General features: G+C 65.8%; 18 protein-coding genes and 1 tRNA gene. 6 read left to right on the top strand and 13 right to left on the bottom strand.

Features of this window, described 5'->3' with window-relative positions:
• Positions 1-2: 2 nt before the first annotated feature.
• The 4 genes from GLA29479_RS16090 to GLA29479_RS23810 all read right to left on the bottom strand — a co-directional run bounded on the left by GLA29479_RS16090 (position 3) and on the right by GLA29479_RS23810 (position 3,787).
• On the bottom strand, positions 3-557 hold the full coding sequence (locus GLA29479_RS16090) for a nitrate reductase cytochrome c-type subunit (RefSeq protein WP_057972181.1): 555 nt from the start codon (positions 555-557) through the stop codon (positions 3-5).
• A 12-nt stretch (positions 558-569) separates the two neighbouring features.
• The gene (gene napA / locus GLA29479_RS16085; protein ID WP_057972180.1) at positions 570-3,065 is read right to left on the bottom strand and encodes a periplasmic nitrate reductase subunit alpha; all 2,496 of its coding nucleotides are present in this window, start codon (positions 3,063-3,065) and stop codon (positions 570-572) included.
• Between the two features lie 5 nt (positions 3,066-3,070).
• Complete coding sequence (locus tag GLA29479_RS16080; RefSeq protein WP_057972179.1) at positions 3,071-3,373, bottom strand: chaperone NapD; 303 nt, start codon at positions 3,371-3,373, stop codon at positions 3,071-3,073.
• 246 nt (positions 3,374-3,619) lie between these two features.
• Positions 3,620-3,787: a periplasmic nitrate reductase, NapE protein gene (locus GLA29479_RS23810; RefSeq protein WP_082638743.1), complete on the bottom strand. Its 168-nt coding sequence runs from the start codon at positions 3,785-3,787 to the stop codon at positions 3,620-3,622.
• A 311-nt stretch (positions 3,788-4,098) separates the two neighbouring features.
• Here GLA29479_RS23810 and GLA29479_RS16075 point away from each other — a divergent pair.
• Positions 4,099-4,175: transfer RNA gene (locus GLA29479_RS16075), tRNA-Pro, on the top strand.
• A gap of 680 nt (positions 4,176-4,855) precedes the next feature.
• Positions 4,856-5,101 (top strand): DUF1508 domain-containing protein, encoded by a 246-nt coding sequence (locus tag GLA29479_RS16070; RefSeq protein ID WP_057972178.1) that lies wholly within the window; start codon positions 4,856-4,858, stop codon positions 5,099-5,101.
• Positions 5,102-5,595: 494 nt separating this feature from the next.
• Here the strand turns inward: GLA29479_RS16070 and GLA29479_RS16065 are convergent, their stop codons facing one another.
• The 5 genes from GLA29479_RS16065 to GLA29479_RS16050 form a co-directional block, all read right to left on the bottom strand.
• The gene (locus GLA29479_RS16065; protein ID WP_057972177.1) at positions 5,596-5,943 is read right to left on the bottom strand and encodes a type II toxin-antitoxin system HicB family antitoxin; all 348 of its coding nucleotides are present in this window, start codon (positions 5,941-5,943) and stop codon (positions 5,596-5,598) included.
• Positions 5,940-6,149: a type II toxin-antitoxin system HicA family toxin gene (locus GLA29479_RS23800; protein ID WP_248842864.1), complete on the bottom strand. Its 210-nt coding sequence runs from the start codon at positions 6,147-6,149 to the stop codon at positions 5,940-5,942. The genes GLA29479_RS16065 and GLA29479_RS23800 overlap by 4 nt, the downstream gene beginning before the upstream one ends.
• Before the next feature lie 386 nt (positions 6,150-6,535).
• Positions 6,536-6,868 (bottom strand): hypothetical protein, encoded by a 333-nt coding sequence (locus GLA29479_RS16060; protein ID WP_057972176.1) that lies wholly within the window; start codon positions 6,866-6,868, stop codon positions 6,536-6,538.
• A 217-nt stretch (positions 6,869-7,085) separates the two neighbouring features.
• Entirely contained in the window at positions 7,086-7,448 is a 363-nt protein-coding gene (locus GLA29479_RS16055; protein WP_057972175.1) for a VOC family protein, read from the bottom strand.
• Between the two features lie 86 nt (positions 7,449-7,534).
• Positions 7,535-8,029: a hypothetical protein gene (locus tag GLA29479_RS16050; RefSeq protein ID WP_057972174.1), complete on the bottom strand. Its 495-nt coding sequence runs from the start codon at positions 8,027-8,029 to the stop codon at positions 7,535-7,537.
• 510 nt (positions 8,030-8,539) lie between these two features.
• On the opposite strand from GLA29479_RS16050, the gene GLA29479_RS25600 reads away from it, so the two are divergent.
• Both GLA29479_RS25600 and GLA29479_RS16040 read left to right on the top strand, forming a co-directional pair.
• The gene (locus GLA29479_RS25600) at positions 8,540-8,953 is read left to right on the top strand and encodes a hypothetical protein (protein ID WP_057972173.1); all 414 of its coding nucleotides are present in this window, start codon (positions 8,540-8,542) and stop codon (positions 8,951-8,953) included.
• An 83-nt stretch (positions 8,954-9,036) separates the two neighbouring features.
• Positions 9,037-9,435: a hypothetical protein gene (locus GLA29479_RS16040; protein WP_057972172.1), complete on the top strand. Its 399-nt coding sequence runs from the start codon at positions 9,037-9,039 to the stop codon at positions 9,433-9,435.
• 31 nt (positions 9,436-9,466) lie between these two features.
• Here the strand turns inward: GLA29479_RS16040 and GLA29479_RS16035 are convergent, their stop codons facing one another.
• Positions 9,467-10,156 carry a polysaccharide deacetylase family protein gene (locus tag GLA29479_RS16035; protein ID WP_057972171.1) on the bottom strand — a complete coding sequence of 230 codons (690 nt, stop codon included), beginning with the start codon at positions 10,154-10,156 and terminating at the stop codon, positions 9,467-9,469.
• Positions 10,157-10,170: 14 nt separating this feature from the next.
• Positions 10,171-11,361, bottom strand: a complete 1,191-nt coding sequence (locus GLA29479_RS16030; protein WP_169795678.1) for a glycosyltransferase family 2 protein — start codon at positions 11,359-11,361, stop codon at positions 10,171-10,173.
• A 432-nt stretch (positions 11,362-11,793) separates the two neighbouring features.
• Here GLA29479_RS16030 and GLA29479_RS16025 point away from each other — a divergent pair, with 432 nt between their 5' ends.
• Both GLA29479_RS16025 and GLA29479_RS16020 read left to right on the top strand, forming a co-directional pair.
• A complete protein-coding gene (locus tag GLA29479_RS16025) occupies positions 11,794-12,468 on the top strand; it encodes a class I SAM-dependent methyltransferase (RefSeq protein WP_144436552.1) in 675 nt (224 codons plus the stop codon).
• Positions 12,469-12,502: 34 nt separating this feature from the next.
• Positions 12,503-13,837 (top strand): MFS transporter, encoded by a 1,335-nt coding sequence (locus tag GLA29479_RS16020; RefSeq protein ID WP_057972169.1) that lies wholly within the window; start codon positions 12,503-12,505, stop codon positions 13,835-13,837.
• Positions 13,838-13,858: 21 nt separating this feature from the next.
• Here GLA29479_RS16020 and GLA29479_RS16015 read toward each other — a convergent pair whose 3' ends face one another.
• Together GLA29479_RS16015 and GLA29479_RS16010 are read right to left on the bottom strand one after the other, a co-directional pair.
• On the bottom strand, positions 13,859-16,189 hold the full coding sequence (locus GLA29479_RS16015; protein WP_057918441.1) for a hypothetical protein: 2,331 nt from the start codon (positions 16,187-16,189) through the stop codon (positions 13,859-13,861).
• A gap of 430 nt (positions 16,190-16,619) precedes the next feature.
• Positions 16,620-19,547: a GH92 family glycosyl hydrolase gene (locus tag GLA29479_RS16010; RefSeq protein WP_425599985.1), complete on the bottom strand. Its 2,928-nt coding sequence runs from the start codon at positions 19,545-19,547 to the stop codon at positions 16,620-16,622.
• Positions 19,548-19,922 lie beyond the last annotated feature (375 nt).

The raw sequence follows: 19,922 nt of genomic DNA, 5'->3' as shown, positions 1-19,922 counted from the left end.
GCCTAGTTCCTCGCCGGCGGATTCAACAGGCGGTCGATGTCTTCGAAGGTATTGGCGACCAGCGGCCGCGCATCGGTCTGGACGACGTGGCATTGGTTGCAGAAATAGCGCCTGGGCGACACCGCGGCCAGGAACTGGTCGTCGCGGTCCATGTAGTGGGTGACGCTGACCGGAGGCGCCTGGAACGTCGCCGCGTTGGCGCGCGCATGGCAGAGCAAGCAGCGATTGCTGTTCTTGTCGACCTGATAACTGTCGATGGTGTGCGGGATCGTGGGCGGCTGCATCGGATAAGCACGCTCGCGCTTGAGGTCGGTGTTTTCCACTCGCGCCAACGGCGGCGGCACCGCCTCGCCGCCGATCGGCACGCCGCGACGAAGCGCATCGAGTTGCATTCCGGTCGGGCCGACATCGTCGGCCGCCACGATAGGCAAGCCCGGCCCTGCGGGCGCCGGGGCGGGCGCTCTGCCGGCAGAGCCGAACAGCCAACCGGCGCCGAAGGCCATGGCGGCGAGCGCGACCACCAAGGCCGAGGCGATCAACAGGTATCGGTTACGCATGCCGTCCTCCCCCTAGGCCGCCTGCACCCTGACCGCGCATTTCTTGTAGTCGGTCTGCTTGGAAATCGGGTCGGTGGCGTCGAGCGTCACCTTGTTGATCAGTTGCCCGGCGTCGAACCAGGGCACGAAGATCACCCCGCGCGGCATCCGGTTGCGGCCGCGCGTCTCCAGGCGCGACAGCATCTCGCCGCGACGCGAGGCCACCCGCACGGGATCGCCGCGCTTGAGCCCGCGCGCCTTGGCGTCGTCGGGGTTCATGAACACCACCGCGGCCGGGAAGCTGCGATACAGCTCCGGCACCCGCATCGTCATCGAACCGGAGTGCCAATGCTCCAGCACCCGCCCGGTGACCAACCACAGGTCGAACTCTTCGTCGGGCGACTCCGGCGGCGGTTCGTACGGCAAGGCCCAGATCACCGCGCGACCGTCGGGGTTGCCGTAGAACTGGAAGCCGCTGCCGGCCTTGACGTAGGGGTCGGCGCCCTCGCGGTAACGCCAGCGTGTTTCCTTGCCGTCGACCACCGGCCAGCGCAGCCCGCGGGCGCGGTGGTAGTCGTCGAACGGCGCCAGGTCGTGGCCGTGACCGCGGCCGAAGGCGGCGTATTCCTCGAACAGGCCTTTCTGCACGTAGTAGCCGAACGCGGCCGACTCGTCGTTGTCGTAACCGGCCTCGATCTCGCTCGACGGATAACGATCGACGTTGCCGTTGCGGAACAACACCTCGTACAAGCTCTTGCCCTTGAACTGCGGGTTCGCCGCCAGCAACGTCGCCGGCCAGCACTCCTCGATGCGAAAACGCTTGGAAAACTCCATCAGTTGCCACAGGTCGGAGCGCGCCTGCCCGGGCGCCTTCACCAACTGGTGCCAGAACTGGGTCCGCCGCTCGGCGTTACCGTAGGCCCCTTCCTTTTCCACCCACATCGCCGCGGGCAGGATCAGGTCGGCGGCCTGCGCGGTTACGGTCGGATAGGCATCGGACACGACGATGAAATTGGCCGGATTGCGGTAACCCGGCAGGGTCTCCTGCATCAGGTTGGCCGCGGCCTGCACATTGTTGTTGACCATCACCCAGTAGGCGTTGAGCTTGCCGTCGCGCAAGGCGCGGTTCTGCTCCACCGCGTGATAGCCGGGCTTGTCGTGGATGGTGCCGTGCGGAATCTTCCAGATGTCCTCGGCCTTGCGCCGATGCTCGGGATTGGTAACCACCATGTCCGCGGGCAGGCGATGACTGAAGGTGCCGACTTCGCGCGCCGTGCCGCAGGCCGACGGCTGTCCGGTCAGGGAGAACGGGCTGTTGCCGGGCGTGGCGATCTTGCCGGTCAGCAGATGCAGGTTGTAGACCATGTTGTTGGCCCACACGCCGCGGGTGTGCTGGTTGAAGCCCATGGTCCAGAACGAGGTCACCTTGATCTTTGGGTCGGCATACAGGTCGGCCAGCTTCTCCAGCCAACCGCGCTCGGCCCCGGTCATTTCCACGGCCTTGTCGAGCGTGTACGGCGCGACGAAAGCCGCGAACGCGGCGAAATCGATGTCCTGGCCGCCGTTGGGATCCTTGGCATTGCTGGCGCTTTGCTCCAGCGGATGCTCGGGACGCAGCCCGTAGCCGATGTCCTGGTTTCCCTGCTTGAAACGGGTGTGGCGGTCGACGAACTCGCGGTTGACCCGGCCGCTGCGGATGATGTGATTGGCGATGTAGTTGAGGATGACCAAGTCGGTCTGCGGCTTGAACACGATCGGGATGTCGGCGAGCTCGAAGCTGCGGTGCTCGAAGGTCGAAAGCACCGCGACTCGGACATCCGGCTTGGACAGGCGCCGATCGGTCACCCGCGTCCACAGGATTGGATGCATTTCGGCCATGTTCGAGCCCCACAGCACGAAGGCGTCGGCCGCCTCGATGTCGTCGTAGCAGCCCATCGGCTCGTCCATGCCGAACGTACGCATGAAGCCCATGACCGCCGAGGCCATGCAATGGCGCGCGTTGGGATCGATGTGGTTGCTGCGGAAGCCCGCCTTCCACAGTTTGTTGGCCGCATAGCCCTCGAAGATGGTCCACTGCCCCGAGCCGAACATGCCGACCGCGCCCGGCCCCTTGTCCTTGAGCACTTTCTTGAACTGTTCGGCCATCACGTCGAAGGCCTCGTCCCAGTCGACCGGCTCGAACTCGCCGTCCTTGGCGTAGGCGCCGCTCTTCTTGCGCAGCAGCGGCCGCATCAGGCGATCGTGGCCGTACAGCACCTTCGACAGGAAATAGCCCTTGACGCAATTCAAGCCGCGGTTGACCTCGGCGTGGACATCGCCATGGGTGGCCACGACGCGACCGGATTTCACCGCGACGTTGACCCCGCAGCCGGTGCCGCAGAAACGGCACGGCGCCTTGCTCCACTTCAGCCCGGTCAGATCGCCCTCGGTGACCAGGTTGCTGCCGCCGCCGCTCAGAGGAATGCCGGCGGCGGCCGCGGCGGTCGCGATGGCGGTACTGCGGATGAAGTCGCGTCGGGTGACGGCCATGGCCCTTACTCCGCCTGCAAGGAAGATCCGATGAGTTGATCGAGCGCGGTACGCGGCTCGGCGTGGTGGTAGACCAACAACACGTTGAGCACGCCCGGCGTGTTGCGCAGCGTGTCGATCCGCTCGGTCAGGACCAAGCGCTCTTCCGATTCGCACACCACGACACTGCCGGTCGCGCCGACCAGCGCGAGTTCCAGGTCCGGACAGGCGGAGACAGCCGCGGCCACCGCGTCGGCGGCGCCGGCCCGGTGTTGCACGATGAAACTGGCGATATGGACGTCGTCTTCGCGATTCGCGCTCGGACTCATCGCGGCGCCTCCTGCGCGGCCTGGCGCTGCCATGCGCCGCAGCCGATCCAGCCACCGCCGTCGCTCCGGCGAGTCGCGTCGCCCGCGACGGCGCACTGCGCCCCTCGGGCGCGGACGACCGACCGTCGCGGGCAGGCTTGCTGAGAAATGCAGATGATTTCCAGCCGCGGGGATGGCTTCGGCTTCGGCCTCGGCGCGGGGCCGGATCGCAATGCCCGCCTGGACAGTCGCTTCGCCGACATGGCCTCAGTGCCCCGTCGGCGGGCCGGTGAAGATCTGCCAGATCCACACCGCGAAGCCGTAACCGGCAACCAGAAAAACCGTGAGCAGCGGAAAAATCACGCCGGTCAGCAGCAGGAACGCCACGCGTTCACGCCATTTGCTGCTGCTCCTGGACTCCGTGAGCTGCTTCATCCGTCATCACCTGAAGCTGAGTTCGGCGATACGGACCAGACGCTAGCACAGCCCCCCGCCCTGCACTGCGACGAACGCCGCAAGCGCGGTGGCCGACACCATGCTCGACTCGACGGACGCGGCCAGATGCAGCTCAAACTGCAGTCAATACCCGACAAGGACCGACGGCGGGCGCCGTGCCTGTCTATGCTGTGCCGCAACATCCCCGGCTCCGGTCGAGCGGCCCGTCCACGTCCTTGGCTCGTCTGCACCTCTTGGCTATCGCCTACCGCGCAGGGCCGGGGTAAGTCGCTAGAATGCGTGCCTCGGCGCGGGGTGTAGCTCAGTCTGGTAGAGCGCTACGTTCGGGACGTAGAGGTCGCAGGTTCGAATCCTGTCTCCCCGACCAATGCTGAGAGTGTTTCTGACGAAGCCGGCCTTGCGCCGGCTTTTTCGCGTCTACAAAAAGCCTGCAAAATCAGCTGCGATGACTTGGCCCGACGAGGATGCCATCGACAGCCTGGGTCACCACATAGGGGATGACTGCGTAGGCGCAGGCGCACGCCATGCCAGCTCCAGCAGCCTGTGCGAGCGCCGCTCAGGCTTGGAAGGCGAAGTTGAGCAGGTACGCACCGACGGCGGTGCCGACAAGGGTTACGAGCCAGAGCAACACCAGCACGATACGGGACAGCAGTTCCATGACCTACTCCGTTAGAGTGAGAAAGGTTGAAGCGGCGGGATCCGGATCAATCTCGCCAACGGACTTTCGGGCCTTCCGCGGCCGACTGTCCGACCGATTGCGATCGCGCCACTCGACGACCTCCCCAGCCTTCCAGGTCGCGGGCTTCCGGGTCAGCCGGACCGGGAAGCCCGGCCGGCCGGCAGGCAGGCAATCGTCACCAGGAAGTGTTCCGGGGTGATCCCCAGAGCTCGCCGCACTCCGCCGCGGTGAAGGCCAGTTCCAGCCACGGGATTTTCTCTGAGATCGACATGGCGCGAGGCTATGTCGCTGCTGTCGCAAGAGCAGAGACTCTGGCAGACGATAGCCTGCGATTCCGTTCCCCCCTTGAACCACAGGAGGATTGAAAGATGGCCGGTGCGCCGAAGTTGCAGATCTACCGAGAAGGGCTCAAGGCTGTTCAGAATTCGACAATCCTTACTGAAGCGCTACACGAATCACCCACCCACGGTGAGTGGCGCTGGCGAATCATCGGAGGAAACGGTGAGCCGCTTGCATTCGGTGGCGAATCTTACAAGCGCCGAATCGACATGATGAGCGCCATTGAGACGGTACTGACCCTCACGCCCTTGAACGCGCAGGAAGTCGACGGCTGAGCAGTAGCCGGAAAACCGGCTATCCCGATTACAGGATAGCCCCACATTAGAACTCCGGATGGCGATGCGCGCTTGGGAAGTTGAAGAAAGCAATCTCGGGGAAATCATGAAGAACAAGATAGAAGATCTAAGAAATCACTTGTTCGCAGTCATAGAGGCGCTCTCAGACCCCGACAATTCGATGGAGCTAGATCGCGCAATTGCGATCGCTAACGTCGCCCAGGTACTCATCAATTCAGCAAAGGTCGAGGTTGAGTTCATTCGCGTGACCGATAGCGTACGAAGGTCGGGATTCATCCTTCTGACGTCGACCTTCATGCAACTCGGCCTGCACTTGAGGCTATTCCCAACGATCAAGGCGGCTGGAGTCATGGCAAGGCGAGCTGATGCAATACAAGCCTCGGCCTATCGTCACCTCGTAATTGATCATTACCGCCAACAAAAAGCCCCGCAGTGCGGGGCTTCTCAATACTGCCAAAGTAGGGACAGCGTGCTTACGCACACTCTTCCAGTTCGTGCTCTACAGCTTCTTCAATCAAATTGTTGAGGCTCACGCCGCGCGCCGCCGCCGCAATTGTGGCGCGTTCATGCGTAGCCTTTTTCAGTCGCAGTTGAAGCTTCCCTGAGAAGGCTTTGTGTGGGGAGATTTTACGCTCTTTACAGATGGCCAGGAACGCATCCAGAGACGCCTGACCCTCGGCGCGAAGTTCACGAACGGAAGCCGCATAGAAATCAGCACCTCCGTTCAAGCTAACGAACTCCCCGCGGAACATCTCGATTTCTGGATCGTACGAGACCGTTGCGAAGTAGTTTCCGAACTTCATTACATTGGTTTTGGTCATGGGGACACCCCAAGGTCTTCGAGAATTTTCTTCACTCTGGCCACTGCGCCTTTGTCAGTGTCAGGGCTCGGGTGAGGTCTGTGAAATAAGTGCACTTGGCCATTCAAGATGAATGCAACGCGAGAGCCTTCGCGCTCTTCCTTTTCTGCGCCTAGGTAGCTGACAAAAAGCGACTCGATGTCGGCCCACTTGATGGACCCAGACATGGGCCTGGCGAAGATCTTTGTGATCGTCTTCTTGTGCTTTTTAGACACGTCGCCGCCTCCCTGGCCCGGTACCATATTTTGGTACCGAGACTATTTTGCCCTATCCGCTCCCAGTTGACGAGTCCGTCAATAGCATCAGCCTGAAAGCATTCAGGCCCGCTGACTTGGTCGCCGGCAATTATTTAAAATCAAATACTTATCTATCAAAGACCCTCTGAGTAGTGTCAACAATCTTCTTCGCGCCCCCTAAGAACGGCTGAAGGGCTTGGTCGTAAACGATCTTTGGAGCTGGCCGAAAGGCACCCGCCCCAGCCGATCTGCGGTCAAGTCGCGCCAGTGGCCCCCTCTTCGTGAATTCTCACCTCGCCAGTCTGTTCAAAATGGCCTCAATGCCTGTGGCGATCGAGCAGGGTTTCGTCATGGGCTTCGGCTTCGGGGGCAATGGCGGGGCCGTATCGCCGCACCCAACCGAGCACGTAGTCGACACCCCGCCCGAAGGCCCTGGTCCAGATGGGGTACCGGCCTTCCATTTCTTCCCGATGGCAGCCGATCTGAGCCAGCCAGCCCTCGCGGGTTGCCATGGGGACAACTGAGCCTCCCCTCTGATCCGGGGCCCGGATCTCGACATAGTCGTCGGTCGGGATGTTGTTGCCGAAGTTGGGCCGCGCCCACGCGAAGCCGGCCGGCAGCGCCGGCGGGCGACACGATGCACGATGCATGCGCGGGCCGCGCACTTTCCGGAAGAGAAACCCGGGCGCCTGCCCCACTGTCGCAGGGGGAGCGGGACGACATCTTGGGTCGGCCCGAATCTCTCCGGGCTCCGCACCGTCGGCGACTCCAGCCCTGCCCCGGCCTGGCTTGCGGGTTCGGCTTGCAGGGTCGAGCCCAACCCGGTGCCAGCCGATGCGCGCGACCTGGCTACGTCTCCCCTCTTGGCTACAGTTCCTGCCCGAACATGATCCGATGACCGTCGATCGTGCGCACACCGAACTCACGCATGCCCCAAGGCTTGTCCGAGAGCGTTTGAGTGAACACTGCGCCGGCAGCCCGATACTCGGCGAATAAAGCGCTGGCGTCCGACACCGTCGCGTAGCCGTACCAGGAGTGGTCGCCGAGCTCCGCGGGCGCAAGCGCGTCCGTGCACTCGCCTAACATCACCCGGAAGCTTCCGCGAGACAGAAAGGTCCAGCCGGGCGCGGTGAAGTCGATGCCCAGGCCGAGAACGGACACGTAGTAATCCGTGGACTTGGCCAAGTCGAGTACGGCCAACGTGTATCGAACCTTGGTGAAATCGGACATCTGCGTCTCCTCGCCGTGAACTGGGCCGCTGTCGCCCTACGCCGGAATCGAGCGGGCCGCGAAGCAGCTTCGCTTTGAACGAATCGTCAATCGTCGCTCGCGACATTGAAGCGAGCCAGCTCACCCAGCGACCGGCACACCATCCTTACCTGTGAACTCGACCCGAGCGGCTGATGGGCCACGGCGCCGTCCGCAAGCAGAACATAGACGCCTTTGCCCTGGTCCGAAGCGATGGGGACGTTCTTGGTGCCGTGAACCTTGCGATTTTCGCGGACATGCCGAGGGACGAGCGGGTAGAACCTGCCGATCCTCCAGCGCCGGCCGGATGGAGCCACCAGAACGAACTCAAGCCGCTGCAGAAACGGCGCGGAGCGGTAGAAGTCGCCGGCCTCGATCGGCAGCGGAAACCCCACCACTCTTGCGCTGCCTTCGATGTCGGGCCGTTTGAGCGCGGCCGAGGCACCGCGGGTAATCCAAGGGGAAATGACCGCATAGCGCAGAATGCCCCAGAGCAGGAAAACCTGCGCGAACACGATCACTGCGCAAAGCGCATACCCCAGGAAACTCAAGACTACGTCCATGTAGCGCTCGCCCCCGATAAACCGATCTGATGGCGGGGTTATACACCAGCGGCGCCGAGGCACGATAACCAAGCGAGCTATCGCCCAAGCCGTGAACCACCCGCACCGTCTGTGGCAACGTTTGCGGCACCCTCGAAGGTCGTGGCGCCTGGCGCAGTGCCGCTTGCTGTCTCGCCACGCTCAAGGCATATCGCGTTGCCCTACAGCTGACGGACATACATCACCGAATCGGGGGACGGAGCAGCGCCGCAGCATCCCTTCCGTCACCAAGCGCCGCTCGCCCGTTCCACGATGCGCATCACAGGCAACGTGCGGCCTGAGCCGTCACAGCCGCACAGCGCTTCGCATCGGCATACCGTCCAGCCGTCCGACCGAGGTTCGCAGGCCCGGCCAGCAGCGAAGCCCGACCAGAGCGCTGCGACGGCCAGGAGGGCGTGGCTCCGTGGCCGGTCCATCCTGATGGTCCCGTTTGCCAATGAGGCAACCCTCAACACAGCCAAGCACAGACTCATGAGCGACATTCAAAACAACCCGACGGCCGGCGCGGCCGAACTCCGCGACCAGATCAAGACGATCACCGACGCCGCCGAGCAGGCGCTCGCTTCGCTGCACCAAGTGTCCGGCGACGCCGCCGGCCTGGTCGCGCAATCGGCCGCGGCGTATTTCGACGGCGTGAGCAAGATCGCATTGGCCAGCCAGGGCGTCCTGATGAAGCAAACGACCCAGGGCCTGGTCGAGCAATCGATAGAGCAATCGGCCGAAGACGCCCTGGGTCTGTTGGCCACCGACCTGCTGATGGGCGCGGCCGCCGCGGTGGCCGCTGCGGCCGGGGCGATGGAGGCCGAGTCGGCGCGCTTCGCCATCGACCGGATCGACCAGAGCATCGCTAGGTACTCGACGATGATCCGGGACCGCAGCCCCTGAGTGTGGCATCCGCGGGCCTGTCCTATCCTGTCGCCAGCCGCGCACGACGCGCGACCCCATGCCATGCAAGGATCTGCAAGCCGATGGGTCGTTATCTCAAAATCTGGAACTGGATCGCGATCTGCGCGGTCTTCGCCTCGCCGCTGTTCGGCGGGCGTCTGTCGCCGAGCGGCCTGCTGATGGGCCTGGCCCCATTCGTGTTCGCCCTGCTCTCGGCCTCGCTGCTGCGCGCGCCGTTGTTCGCGCTGTTGGTGCGGCTGGGTTCGGGCCTGTTCGCCTTGTTGGCCGCCGGCGTGGTGCTCCGCTACGGCGTCGTCACCCCACGCACGGTGCGAGCACTGTTGCTGTTTTCGGCCGTGCCGATGTTCAACGCGATCTATCTGGTGCCCTGCCCGCCGGAGCTGCCGACCCTGCGCCCGCACCGCAGCCCGTTGCCGCCGCGTCCGGCGCCGAGCCAAGACCCGGATCGTCCCGCGCCCTGAGCTACGGCCCCGCAGCTCCGACGACGCGGCCTCAGCTGTGGGTTCGCCGCGACGTCGCATCCGCGGACAGGAACTCGCCGACCCGCGCGAATCCGTAGCCTTGTTCGCGCAGCGCCGGCACCAGGCGACGCACGATCTCGACGATGCCGTGACGGGCGCGGCCGTGTTCGTCGTCGCCGTCGTGCAGCAGCACGATCGCACCGGGGTGGATGCGCGCCAGCACCGACTCGACCACGCAGGACAGGTAACCGGGCGCATCGGGTTCGAGCCAGTCGCGCGGGTCGACCGACCAGCCGACCACCGTATAGCCAAGACGCCCGAGCGCATCGACCTGCCCCGGCGCGATTTCGCCGTAGGCCGGACGGAACAATCGCGGCGCTTCGCTCAGCCCGGCTTCGCACAAGGCCGCCGCGGCGGGATGGATTTCGCGCACGATCCAGTCCTCGATGCCGAAACTGCGCGCATCGGCATGGCTCAGCGAGTGGTTGCCGATCTCATGGCCTTCGCGAAGGATGCGTTCGATCAAGGCGGGCTGCGCGCGAGCGGCTTCGCCGGTGCAGAAGAAGGTCGCGGCGACCTCGAGTTCGGCCAGCGCCGACAACAGGGCCGGCGTGGCCCGGCCGGGGCCATCGTCGAAGGTCAGCGCCAGCCGGCGTTTATCCGGCGACCCGCGGCCGAGGTAGGTGCGGGGGTAGTCGGCGAGAAAATCGTGATAGTCCATGCCCTGCTCCGCCGTCAGCGTGTCAGCCAGGTTTTGCGATGGCCGCGCAGTTCGTCGATCAGGCCGATCACGTTGGCCGGCAGCAACAGCACGTCGATCACCGTATTGCAGATCGACACCAGCACCAGGTCGAGCGGCCCGAGCTGCAGGCGTGTGCGTGCCTGCATCACCGCGATGAAATTGAGCAAGGCCATCAGCCACCAGTTCAAGGCGGCGATGCCGAGCAAGGTGGGGCTGCGGTAGATCGAGGCGCCGGCGATCAGCAGCAACAGGGTCGGCACCAGCGCCGACTGCGCCCACAGCAGCCACCACGGCAGCATCTTCATGGTCCGCGGCCAGGAGATGCGCCAGGCCACGCGGAACGATTCCAGGCGTCCGCGCGCCCAGCGCCGGCGTTGGCGGAACAAGCCGAAGAAGGTCGAGGGGCAAATGGTGTAGGCGATCGCGTCGGGGGCGTAGGCGATCGAATAGCCGTGGGCGAGCGCGCGCCAGGTCCAGGCGATGTCCTCGACCAACCATTCGCCCCAACCGCCGAGCTCGCGGATCACTTCGGTGCGATGCAGCGAGAACGCGCCGGCCACCACGTTGACCACGCCGATCTTGCTCTGCACGTAACGGATCGCCGCAAGCGCGCCGACATGTTCGTAGAACTGCAGGCGGTGCAGCCAGGAGTTGTGGCGGCCGGCCGGCACGATCAACCCGCAGGCGGCGGCGTGACGCGGCGAGCTGTACAAGGCCTCGACCGCCCGGCGTAGCGAGCACGGCATGATCACGGTGTCGCTGTCGATCACGGTGACGACGTCCGAATCGGCCGACAACTGCGGCAGGGCCGCATCGAGCGCCAAACCCTTGGCGCCGCCGTTGCGTTCCAGCGAGATCAATCGATAGGTCTTGTCGCGCGGCTGCGCCAGCCAGGTCGCGACCGTGGCCGGCGTGGAATTGGTCGAACCGTCGTCGACCAACAACACTTCGATGCGGCCCGGATAGTCGGCGTGCTCGATCGCATCGAGGGTCATCAGGAACGACGCCTCGGGCTCGTTGTAGAACGGCACCAGGATCGACACGAACGGATAGTGGGCGAGCGTCGGCGCGGTCGGCCGCCGCACGGCCTTGAACAAGGCCCACCCGGCCAGGAACACCAGGCAGCACAACAGCACCAAAGTGGAGAAACCGACGAGGCCGGTCAGGACGAACTGGCTGAACATGAGGCGATGCATCCGGCAGCGCGATACGCCGCCGCGGCATCGTCGATGCGCAGTGCGTTCGCAGGGTCTGATTGGCAGACCGGACGCGTCGATACGGGTCGCCGCGCGTGTGCGCGGCCCCGCACGCCTGGTGCTTGTGGGGGAACTGCTTCTTACGAACTGCAGGTAGGACGTGGTGGGGTTAAAGCTTGCTCGTGAAACGGTGGCGCATCTTTCCATCGATCGAAACGCAATGCGTTGTCGCGTTTTCTCAAGAGAGAATGAAAGCAGAAAGCGTTTTATTCTGTGACGACGGCAAGCAGTTCGACGATCGTTGTAGCCGACCTCGCTCGACATGCGATCGATGATCGATGAAGAATCGAAACCGTTCTGTCTTATCTCTTGGCCATGATGAACAATCCCCCGACGATCGCCCCCACGCAGGCCGCCCCGATGTTCCGTCCGCGCTTCGATATCGGCGCCCAGCGCATCGATTGCGGCCGCGAGCCCGACGTCGCCACCCACGACGCCGCCGACCAGTTCGCGTCATGGCCGCTGCTCGACTACTCCGCGTGCGAACCGACCGAAGACCAGGCCGCGATCAACCGCTGGCTGGCCGCCGCCGACCTGCGCGATCGCGACATCCTGCACGTCGGCACCGGCAACTCGTCGGTGGCGCGTCTGCTCGCCGGCAAGGTGCGCGGCATCGTCTCGGTAACGGTGGCCCACAACGAATGGCAGCACGGCAACGCGCTCGGGCTGCCGCAGTACTCGGTGCATCTGCTGAACAAGCACAGCGACGACTTCGCCCGCCGGTTCGAGCCGGCCAGCTTCGATTGCATCCTCGACAACAACCTCGCCAGCTTCGCCTGTTGCCAGCGCCACCTCGAACGCTATTTCGAGACCTTGGTGAGCCTGCTGCGGCCGGAAGGTTTCATCCTCACCCACTGGCTCGGCATGCAGTGGACCCTCGACGTCGGGGTCGACGACGTCGAACCGGTCTGGCAGCTCGATGCCGGCAAGCTGCGCGCCATCGCCAGCGCCTACGGCCTGGCGGTCGAACGCCAGGACGAGTTGTTCTTCCTGCGTCGCGCACGCATGCCGAACGCCGGCGCGGCCAAGCCCTGACCCGCCGCTCGCCGCGCCGTCGCCTGCGACCGCCGTGAGCGAACGCCCCGCACCACTGCCTGGTCCGCCGCCGCATCGGCCACGCAGCCGCTTCGCCACGGCCGCGCGGCTGTGGCGCATCGGCCGGCGCGAGCCGCGTTTCGGTTGGCTGTTGCTCGACAATCTGATCACCACCTTCGGCGCCAGCTTCACCCTGATCGCGCTGCCGTTCCTGGTGATGCGCCTCACCGGCAGCGCCTTCGACCTCGGCCTGACCGCGGCGATCGAAGCCTTGCCGAGCGTGCTGTTCCTGTTCTTCTTCGGCGGTTTCCTCGACCGCGCCAACCCGATCCGGGTGTTGTGGATCTGCCGCGCGCTGTATGTCGTCATCAACGCCAGCATGGGCCTGCTGACCTGGTTCGGGCTGATGACCATCGAGATCATCTATGCGCTGGCCTTGTTCGGCGGCCTGGTCTGGGCGGTCGCGTACCCGGCCGGGCGCGCGAGCTTCGGTCTGTATATCCGCAAGGGGCTGCTGCCGGCCGGCAATGCCGTGTTCGCGGTGGCCTCGAGCCTGGCGATGATGCTGCTGCCGATGCTCGCCGGCAGTCTGATCCTGGCTTCCAGCGACGGTCATGGCCTGGCCGTCGCGTTCTGGATCGACGCGCTCAGCGTCGCCGCCTCGCTGTGGCTGCTCGCGGCGGTGCGCCGACGCGGGCCGGTGCGGCGGCCTGCCCAGACAGGCGACGCGGCCGATGCCTCACTCGCGAACGCCACGGCAGCGGCGTCGACCCAGGCCATCCCGCGCAGCTATTACCTGTATCTGTTGGTCAGCACGGTGCTGGTGTTCGGCCCGGTGCAGATCCTGCTGCCGGTGTTGCTGGTCGAACACGGCGACGCGCGTTACTTCCTGGTCTATGTCGCCCAGTTCGCCGGCATCGCCGCCGCGGCGTCGTTCGCCGGCCGCGCCTCGACCGGCTTGGGCGAGGTGATCGTCAAGTTGCTCGCGTGTTGGGCGGTCGCCGCGATGGCCTACGGCCTGCTCGCCTGGAACGCGGGCCTGGCGACGGTGTTGGCCGCATTCTGTTTGCTCGCCGGCGCCTCCAATTTCTACGGCATCCAATCGCTGTCGTGGCTGCAGCGCAGCGCCGCCGCGCAACGCATGGGCCGCGAGATGACCTGGTTTTCGGCCGCGACCATGGGTGCGATGCCGCTGGCCACCTTGTCGACGGGGTTGTTGCTCGAACGCCTGCGCCTCGCCGCGACCAGCCAATGGCTGATGACGCTGATCGCGCTGTGCTTGCTGGCCGGCATCGTCCATCTGCGTCTGCGGCTCGTACGCGTGCCGGCCCTGCAAACGCTCCGAGGGCCGACGGCCCCCGGAGCTTGACGCCTTTGTCGCTTTCGACGCTCAGTTCGTCTTCAAGCCGTACATGAAGGTCGCCGGCACGCCGTTGATCGCGCCTGCGGTGCCCGGGTTCGGGCTGGTGTTGCCGGCGCCGCCGATGCCGTCCCAATTGGTCTGGCCCAGCGAGTACAGCCCCGCGCCGACGATCGACAACGCATTGAGCGCCGCGGTCTGGGTCGGCGCCGCACCGTAGTAGGTGACGAAGCTGCGCGCCGCGCCCGGTGCGAGCGAACCGAAGCGGAAGTCCATGTGCGCCCCCAGATCGCCGGGGCCGTTATCGGTCATCGGTCCGGACAGGCCGGAGTTGGCGACCAGCGGGTCGAGCGAATTGAAGCCGTTGTTGTTCCAGGCCAGCAGGAACGGCGAGGCGCCTGCCAGGGTGATGTACTCCGAGAACGTATTCGGCGGCACGTCGTAGTCGATGCCGCGGGTGTAACGCAGGTCCTTGACCGTGATGCGGCCGATGTTCTCGATCTTGACGTCGACCCGGTACAGGAAGCTCGTCGCCGCGATCGGCGTGTACTGATGGGTCACCCGGAAGGTGCTGCCCACCGTCACCACCGAAGTCGCGGTGCTGGGGGTCGGAGTGAAGCTGACCAAGGTGACGTTGCTGGTGCCGGCGCAACGCGAGGTCCGCCCGGTCACCAGCGCGGCCGGATCGGCATTGGCCACGCCCCAACCTTCGCAGGGCGCGCCCGGCGCCGAGGCTTCGCCATTGGTCGGCATGTAGCGCAGGCCGACCAGACGCGTGCCGTAGCGACCGCTCGACTGATCGATATTCGGGCATTCGATGTTGAGATAGCCGGTCGGCGACACGCCGAGCTGGATGATGCCGTTGTTGATCAGGCCCGGGCAGCCTTCCGGCGGATCGACCGCACAGACATAGCCCCAGTCCCTGGCCTCCTGGCTCGGTGTGTCGACGCGCTGGAACTTGGGAATGCGCTCGAGGTGCGGCAGGAACTCCTTGTACGGCAGGTCCGGGTTGAATGCGCCCGGGTCCCACAGATCGGCGCAACCGGTGTTGAGGCCCGGGTCGACCTGGACGAAATAGAAGTCCTGGATATCGCCGACGCCCTGCCAGTCGCTGAAGGTGTTGCCGGCGAGGATGAAGCGGTCGCTCTTGCGATCGATCGCGTACAGGCTTTCGCGGAACTTGTCGCCGAAACGACGCGGGCCGAGGCCGCCATAGCGCAACAGGTCGCGGGTGTTGGCCGCGAACAGAAAGCCCTGGGTACCGGCGATGGTGCCGACCACCGCGACCGCGCCTTCGCGGCCGTCGAGGCCACGCGCCTCGACCACGTCGAACGCGGTGAAGCTGGCCTTGTCGCGATCCACCCAGGTCGCCTGCACCACGGGTTTGCAACTGTAGCGGTCGTAACGGGCCAGATAGGCCTGCGAGGCGCTGCCCTCGTCGAGCCCGGTCGAGGCGCCGACCGAGACCGTTTCGCCGGTGTAGTTCGCGTTCAACAACGCGGTCAGGCCGTGGAAGTCGCGATGGTCCTGGCCGTCGATCAGCACGCTGCTGCACACCGGCGCGCCGTTGGCGTCGGTACGGAACATCAGGCCGCCGCGTTTGGCGTCGGTGGTCAGCGCGGTGCCGGCGACGACGATGTCGGTGAAGCCGCCGCTGCTGGCGAGGTTCTCGGTGACCGCGCGGAAACGCAGGCCCGGCCAATCGCCGCTGCCGTCGTAACGGTGATCCCACAACACGTTGCCGACCGCATCCAGGCGGGCGATGCGGCCGAGGGTGCGGCCGTCCTTGTCGTTCTCCTCGCCGACCACCACCAGATCGCCCTGCGCCGGCGCCTTGCTCGGCATCACCGAGCCGGTTTCGATCAGGTCATAACCGGTCGCGCGATGGCTGGTATCGACGTTGTCGAGCAACGTGGTCCAGATCTGCCGACCGCGGCAATCGATCTGCAGCACGTAGATGAAACTGCCTTCGCCGAGCTGCACCGCGCCGGTCACGGCGAAACCGCGCTCGCCGCTCAACTCGACGATGCCGAAAGCGTCGGAGCGTTTGCTGCCGGCGATCATGTAGGCGTTTTGCCAAGTGTTGATGCTGCTGTCGTCGGTGACGCCGAGGTCGTTGGCGCGGGTCACCAACACCTGGGTATTGCCGTCGCTGGAGCGACGTGTGCCGACGGTGACCGAGCCGCGGCCCGGACAGTAGTTCACGGCCTTGACGTCTTCGCCGCCGTCGCGCCAAGGTTGGTTGCCGTAGTGAGTTTCGAAGTTCTGGGCTTGCGCCAAGGGCGCGGCGAGCATCAAGCCCGTAGCCAGCGCCGCGGCGTGAAGCCGCAGCCTGGGGCCGGTACGTCCCATGAGTTCCATATGAGCCTCGTTGCGGAATCGTTCCGCGTGGATGGGTCGATCGCACTGCATCGCCGAACTTAGCCCTCCTCAGCGCGCGTTCCGAGGAAGAACACGGGGCGATATCGGGACATAACGGGAACGATTCGCGCGATCGGACCGCTGCGTTCGAGACGCACGCATGAGGTTTCCGTTAAAGCACGCAGCGCGTCACAGCGCCAATGCGAGCGCCGGCGGATTAACGTGGCGCACGCCGACCAACGGCGCGATGAAATACCTGCGTCGACCGACGCCGCGTGCTGCATGCAGCACGGCCGCAACCTTGCGCTGCGGCCCGGATATCTGAACGTATCGTCGAAACACGCTGCGACAACGGTGGCCGCAGCGGCCGCCGCGCCACGCATTCGACGTTGCGGCGGCGGCCTCGTTCGAGCAGGCGCTCGCGCCGGCCCTATTTCGCCTCGCCGAGCAACTCCACTTCGGCCAGCTCGATGCCGCCCTGGCCGGCGCCGTCGGCGAGCAGGCGCAAGCGATAACGCGAATACGCCGCCGCTTCGGCGATGGCGAACGCGCGCGTCTGCTTGCGCCAGGCGAACACTTGGCCGCTGCGTTCGTCGAGCGTGGTCCACTGCGCGCCATCGTTGGAACCCTGCAAGGCCCAGGCCTGCGGATCGCCGCGGCGCGCCGACGAGGTCAGGGTGTACAAGCGCACCGTCGCCGGCGCCTTGAAGTTCCAACTCAGCAACGGCATCGGGCCGCTCAAGCGCGTCGAGGTGGTCGCGTCATTGTCGAACAACGCCGCGGCCTGCTTGGCCGCGACACCGGCGACCGTCGCATTGTCGCGCCGGCCCAGGTCGCGCAGAGGCTTGGGCTGTTCGCCATCGGCGCTGAGCGATTCCGGCAAGGCCTGCGGGTTGCTCGCCCAGTTCGACGGCGACGGCCCCATGCGGAAATCCAGCACCGCGCCTTGCGCCAACAATTCGTGCGGCAGGGTCAGCCGGTCCCAGGCTTCGCCGTTGACCCGCAGCGACTGCACGTAGCGATTGCGCGCGCTGACCTTGGGCGCGTTGATCTGCAGCTCGCGGCCGTTCTCCAGGCGGATGCTCATGCGCTCGAACCGCGGCGCGCCGATCACGTACTCGGGCGAGCCCATCCGCAGCGGATAGAAACCGGCGGCGCTGAACAACCACCACGCCGACATCTCGCCGTTGTCTTCGTCGCCGGCATAGCCCTGGCCGATCTCGCCGCCGACGTACAGGCGGTCGAGAATGTCGCGCACTTTCTCCTGGATACGCCAGGGCTGGCCGGCGGCGGCATACATATAGGGAATATGGTGCGAGGGCTGGTTGCTGTGACCGTACTGGCCCATGCGCACGTCGCGCGCTTCGAGCATTTCGTGGATGACATCGCCGTAGCTGCCCACTTCGAAGGTGCCCGGCGTGGCGAAGAACAGGTCGAGCTTGTTGCCCAAGGCGGTGCGCCCGCCGTGCAACGCGGCCAGGCCGGCGCCGTCTTGCGGCGCGTGGAAGGCCATGTTCCAGGCATTGGTCTCGGTGTAATCGCCGCCCCAGCGGGTCGGGTCGAACTCGGTCGCGGTGTAGCGCCAGCGGCCGTCGCGATGGCGGCCGACGAAGAAGCCCAGCTGCGGATTGAACAGGTTGGCGTAGCCGAGCGCGCGATTGCGGTAGTACGCGGCATCGTCGCGATAGCTCGCCCGGTAGGGATCGCCGGCATCGGCCTGCTGCGCCAGCGCGCCGGCCAGGCGGCCGATGGCGAAGTCGTTGATGTAGCCGTCCATCGACCACGACAGGCCTTCGCCGACGGTGGTGTCGGTGTAGCCGGCGAAGATCGCGCGCTCGATGCCCTTGCGGCCCGCGCCCGGCACGCTGCTGACGCTGGAGGCGTTGCGGATCGCCGACTGATAGAACGAGCGCACGTCGAAATTGCGCACACCCTTGAGCCAGGCGTCGGCGAAGGCGACGTCGGAACTGGTGCCGACCATCAAATCGGCATAGCCCGGCGAGGACCAGCGCGCGATCCAGCCGCCGTCGCGGTACTGCTGGACGAAGCCGTCGATCATCTCGCCGGCATGCGTCGGGGTCAGCAATACATAGGCCGGCCAACTGGTGCGGTAGGTGTCCCAGAAGCCGTTATTGACGTAGACCTTGCCGTCCACGACGGCCGCGCCGGTGCTGTCCGCGCGGTCCTTGCCGGCCGGCGCCGAGAACGGGCTCGCGTATTTGTACAACGGCCGCTCGGCGGTGCCGGTGTTCTCGTAGCCGCTGTTGGGGTACAGGAACAAGCGATAGAGATTGGAATACAGCACCGCTTGTTCGTGCGCCGGTGCGCCCTCGGCGCGGACGATGCCGAGCTTGGCGTCCCAGGCCGCGCGGGCGCGTTCGCGCACCGCATCGAAACCTTCGGCGGCGCCGATCTCCAGTTCCAGATTGCGCTGCGCCTGCTCGACGCTGATCAGCGAGGTGGCGATGCGCATCGTCACCTGGCGGCTCGGATCGCCGCTGAGGTCGAAGCCGTACCAGGCCGAGACGCGGTCGCGCCCGGCCTTGTCGCGCTCAAGCCGGGCGCCGTCGCGGATCGGCCGGTCGAAACGGGCGTAGAAAAACAGGCGCGAGGCGCCGGTCGAGAGCTTGCTCATGCTCTCGCTCCAGCCGCTGAGCGCGCGGCCGTCGCGGTCCAGGCGGATGTCACCGTGTTCGTCACGATGATCGAACAACAGCTGCGCGCGGGTCTCGCCGGGCTCGGCCGGGAAGGTGAAGCGCATCACCGCGGCGTGGTCGGTCGGGGTCATTTCGGCGATCAGGCCGTTGTCGAAGCGCACCCGGTAGTAGTCGGCGCGCGCGGTTTCCTCGTCGTGGCCGAAACTCAGCGCGCGCTTGCTGCGGTCGAACTCGGGCCGGCCCTCGCCGATCGCCGGCATCACGTGGAAGGTCTGGCGGTCGCCCATCCACGGGCTGGGCTCGTGCGACAGCGCGAAGGCTTCGATGCGCGGGCGGTTGTCCTCGCCGTTGCGCTCCTGGTACTGGTAGATCCAGTGCGAACCGGCGTTTGTGGTCGGGGTCCAGAAGTTGAAACCGTGCGGCACCGCCACCGCGGGAAAGGTATTGCCGCGCGAGAAGCGGCTGTTGGAATTGCTGCCGCGGCGGGTGTCGACGTAATCGCTCGGGCGCAGCGCCGCGCGCTTGCCCTTGGCGAGCGCCGGCGCCGGGGCGATGCGCAGGTCGTCGAGATACCCTTGATACGGCAGCGCCGTGTCGCCGTCGTGGACCAACAGGATCTGGCGCACGCGGCGACCGGCGGCGACCTCGCCGATGCGGCTGCTGACCGCATTCCACTGGTCGGGATAGAGCAGCCGCGCCATGCCCTGCTCGCGCGCGGTCAGCGGGTTGCCGTACAGATCCAGCGGCTTGCGTTGCGACAAACGGCTGCCGTCGTCGAGCACCAGGTCGATGGCGACATAGGTCGAGCCGTTGCGCAGCGCATCGAGCTTGGACGGCGCGGGCTGGCCGGCGATGTGCGCGCTGGACAGCGGGAACAGGCGATAGGAGAGCTGCGTGTCCTTGCCGACCGCGATGTCGACCTCGAAGGCCTGCACGCTTTGCGCGGCGCCAGTGCCGACGCCCTCATAACGCAGCGAGCGCACCCCGCTGAAGCCCATGCCGGGCTTGGCGGTCAGCGCGGCGGCCGCGGACGGACCGCCGTCGGCGCTCAGGCGCGGTGCCGCCCCTGCGCTCGT

It is taken from the genome of Lysobacter antibioticus (genome assembly GCF_001442535.1).
Taxonomy (GTDB): Bacteria; Pseudomonadota; Gammaproteobacteria; order Xanthomonadales; family Xanthomonadaceae; genus Lysobacter; species Lysobacter antibioticus.
The sequence above is the reverse complement of the archived record's forward strand: the minus strand, read 5'-3'. Positions and strand labels throughout refer to the sequence as shown.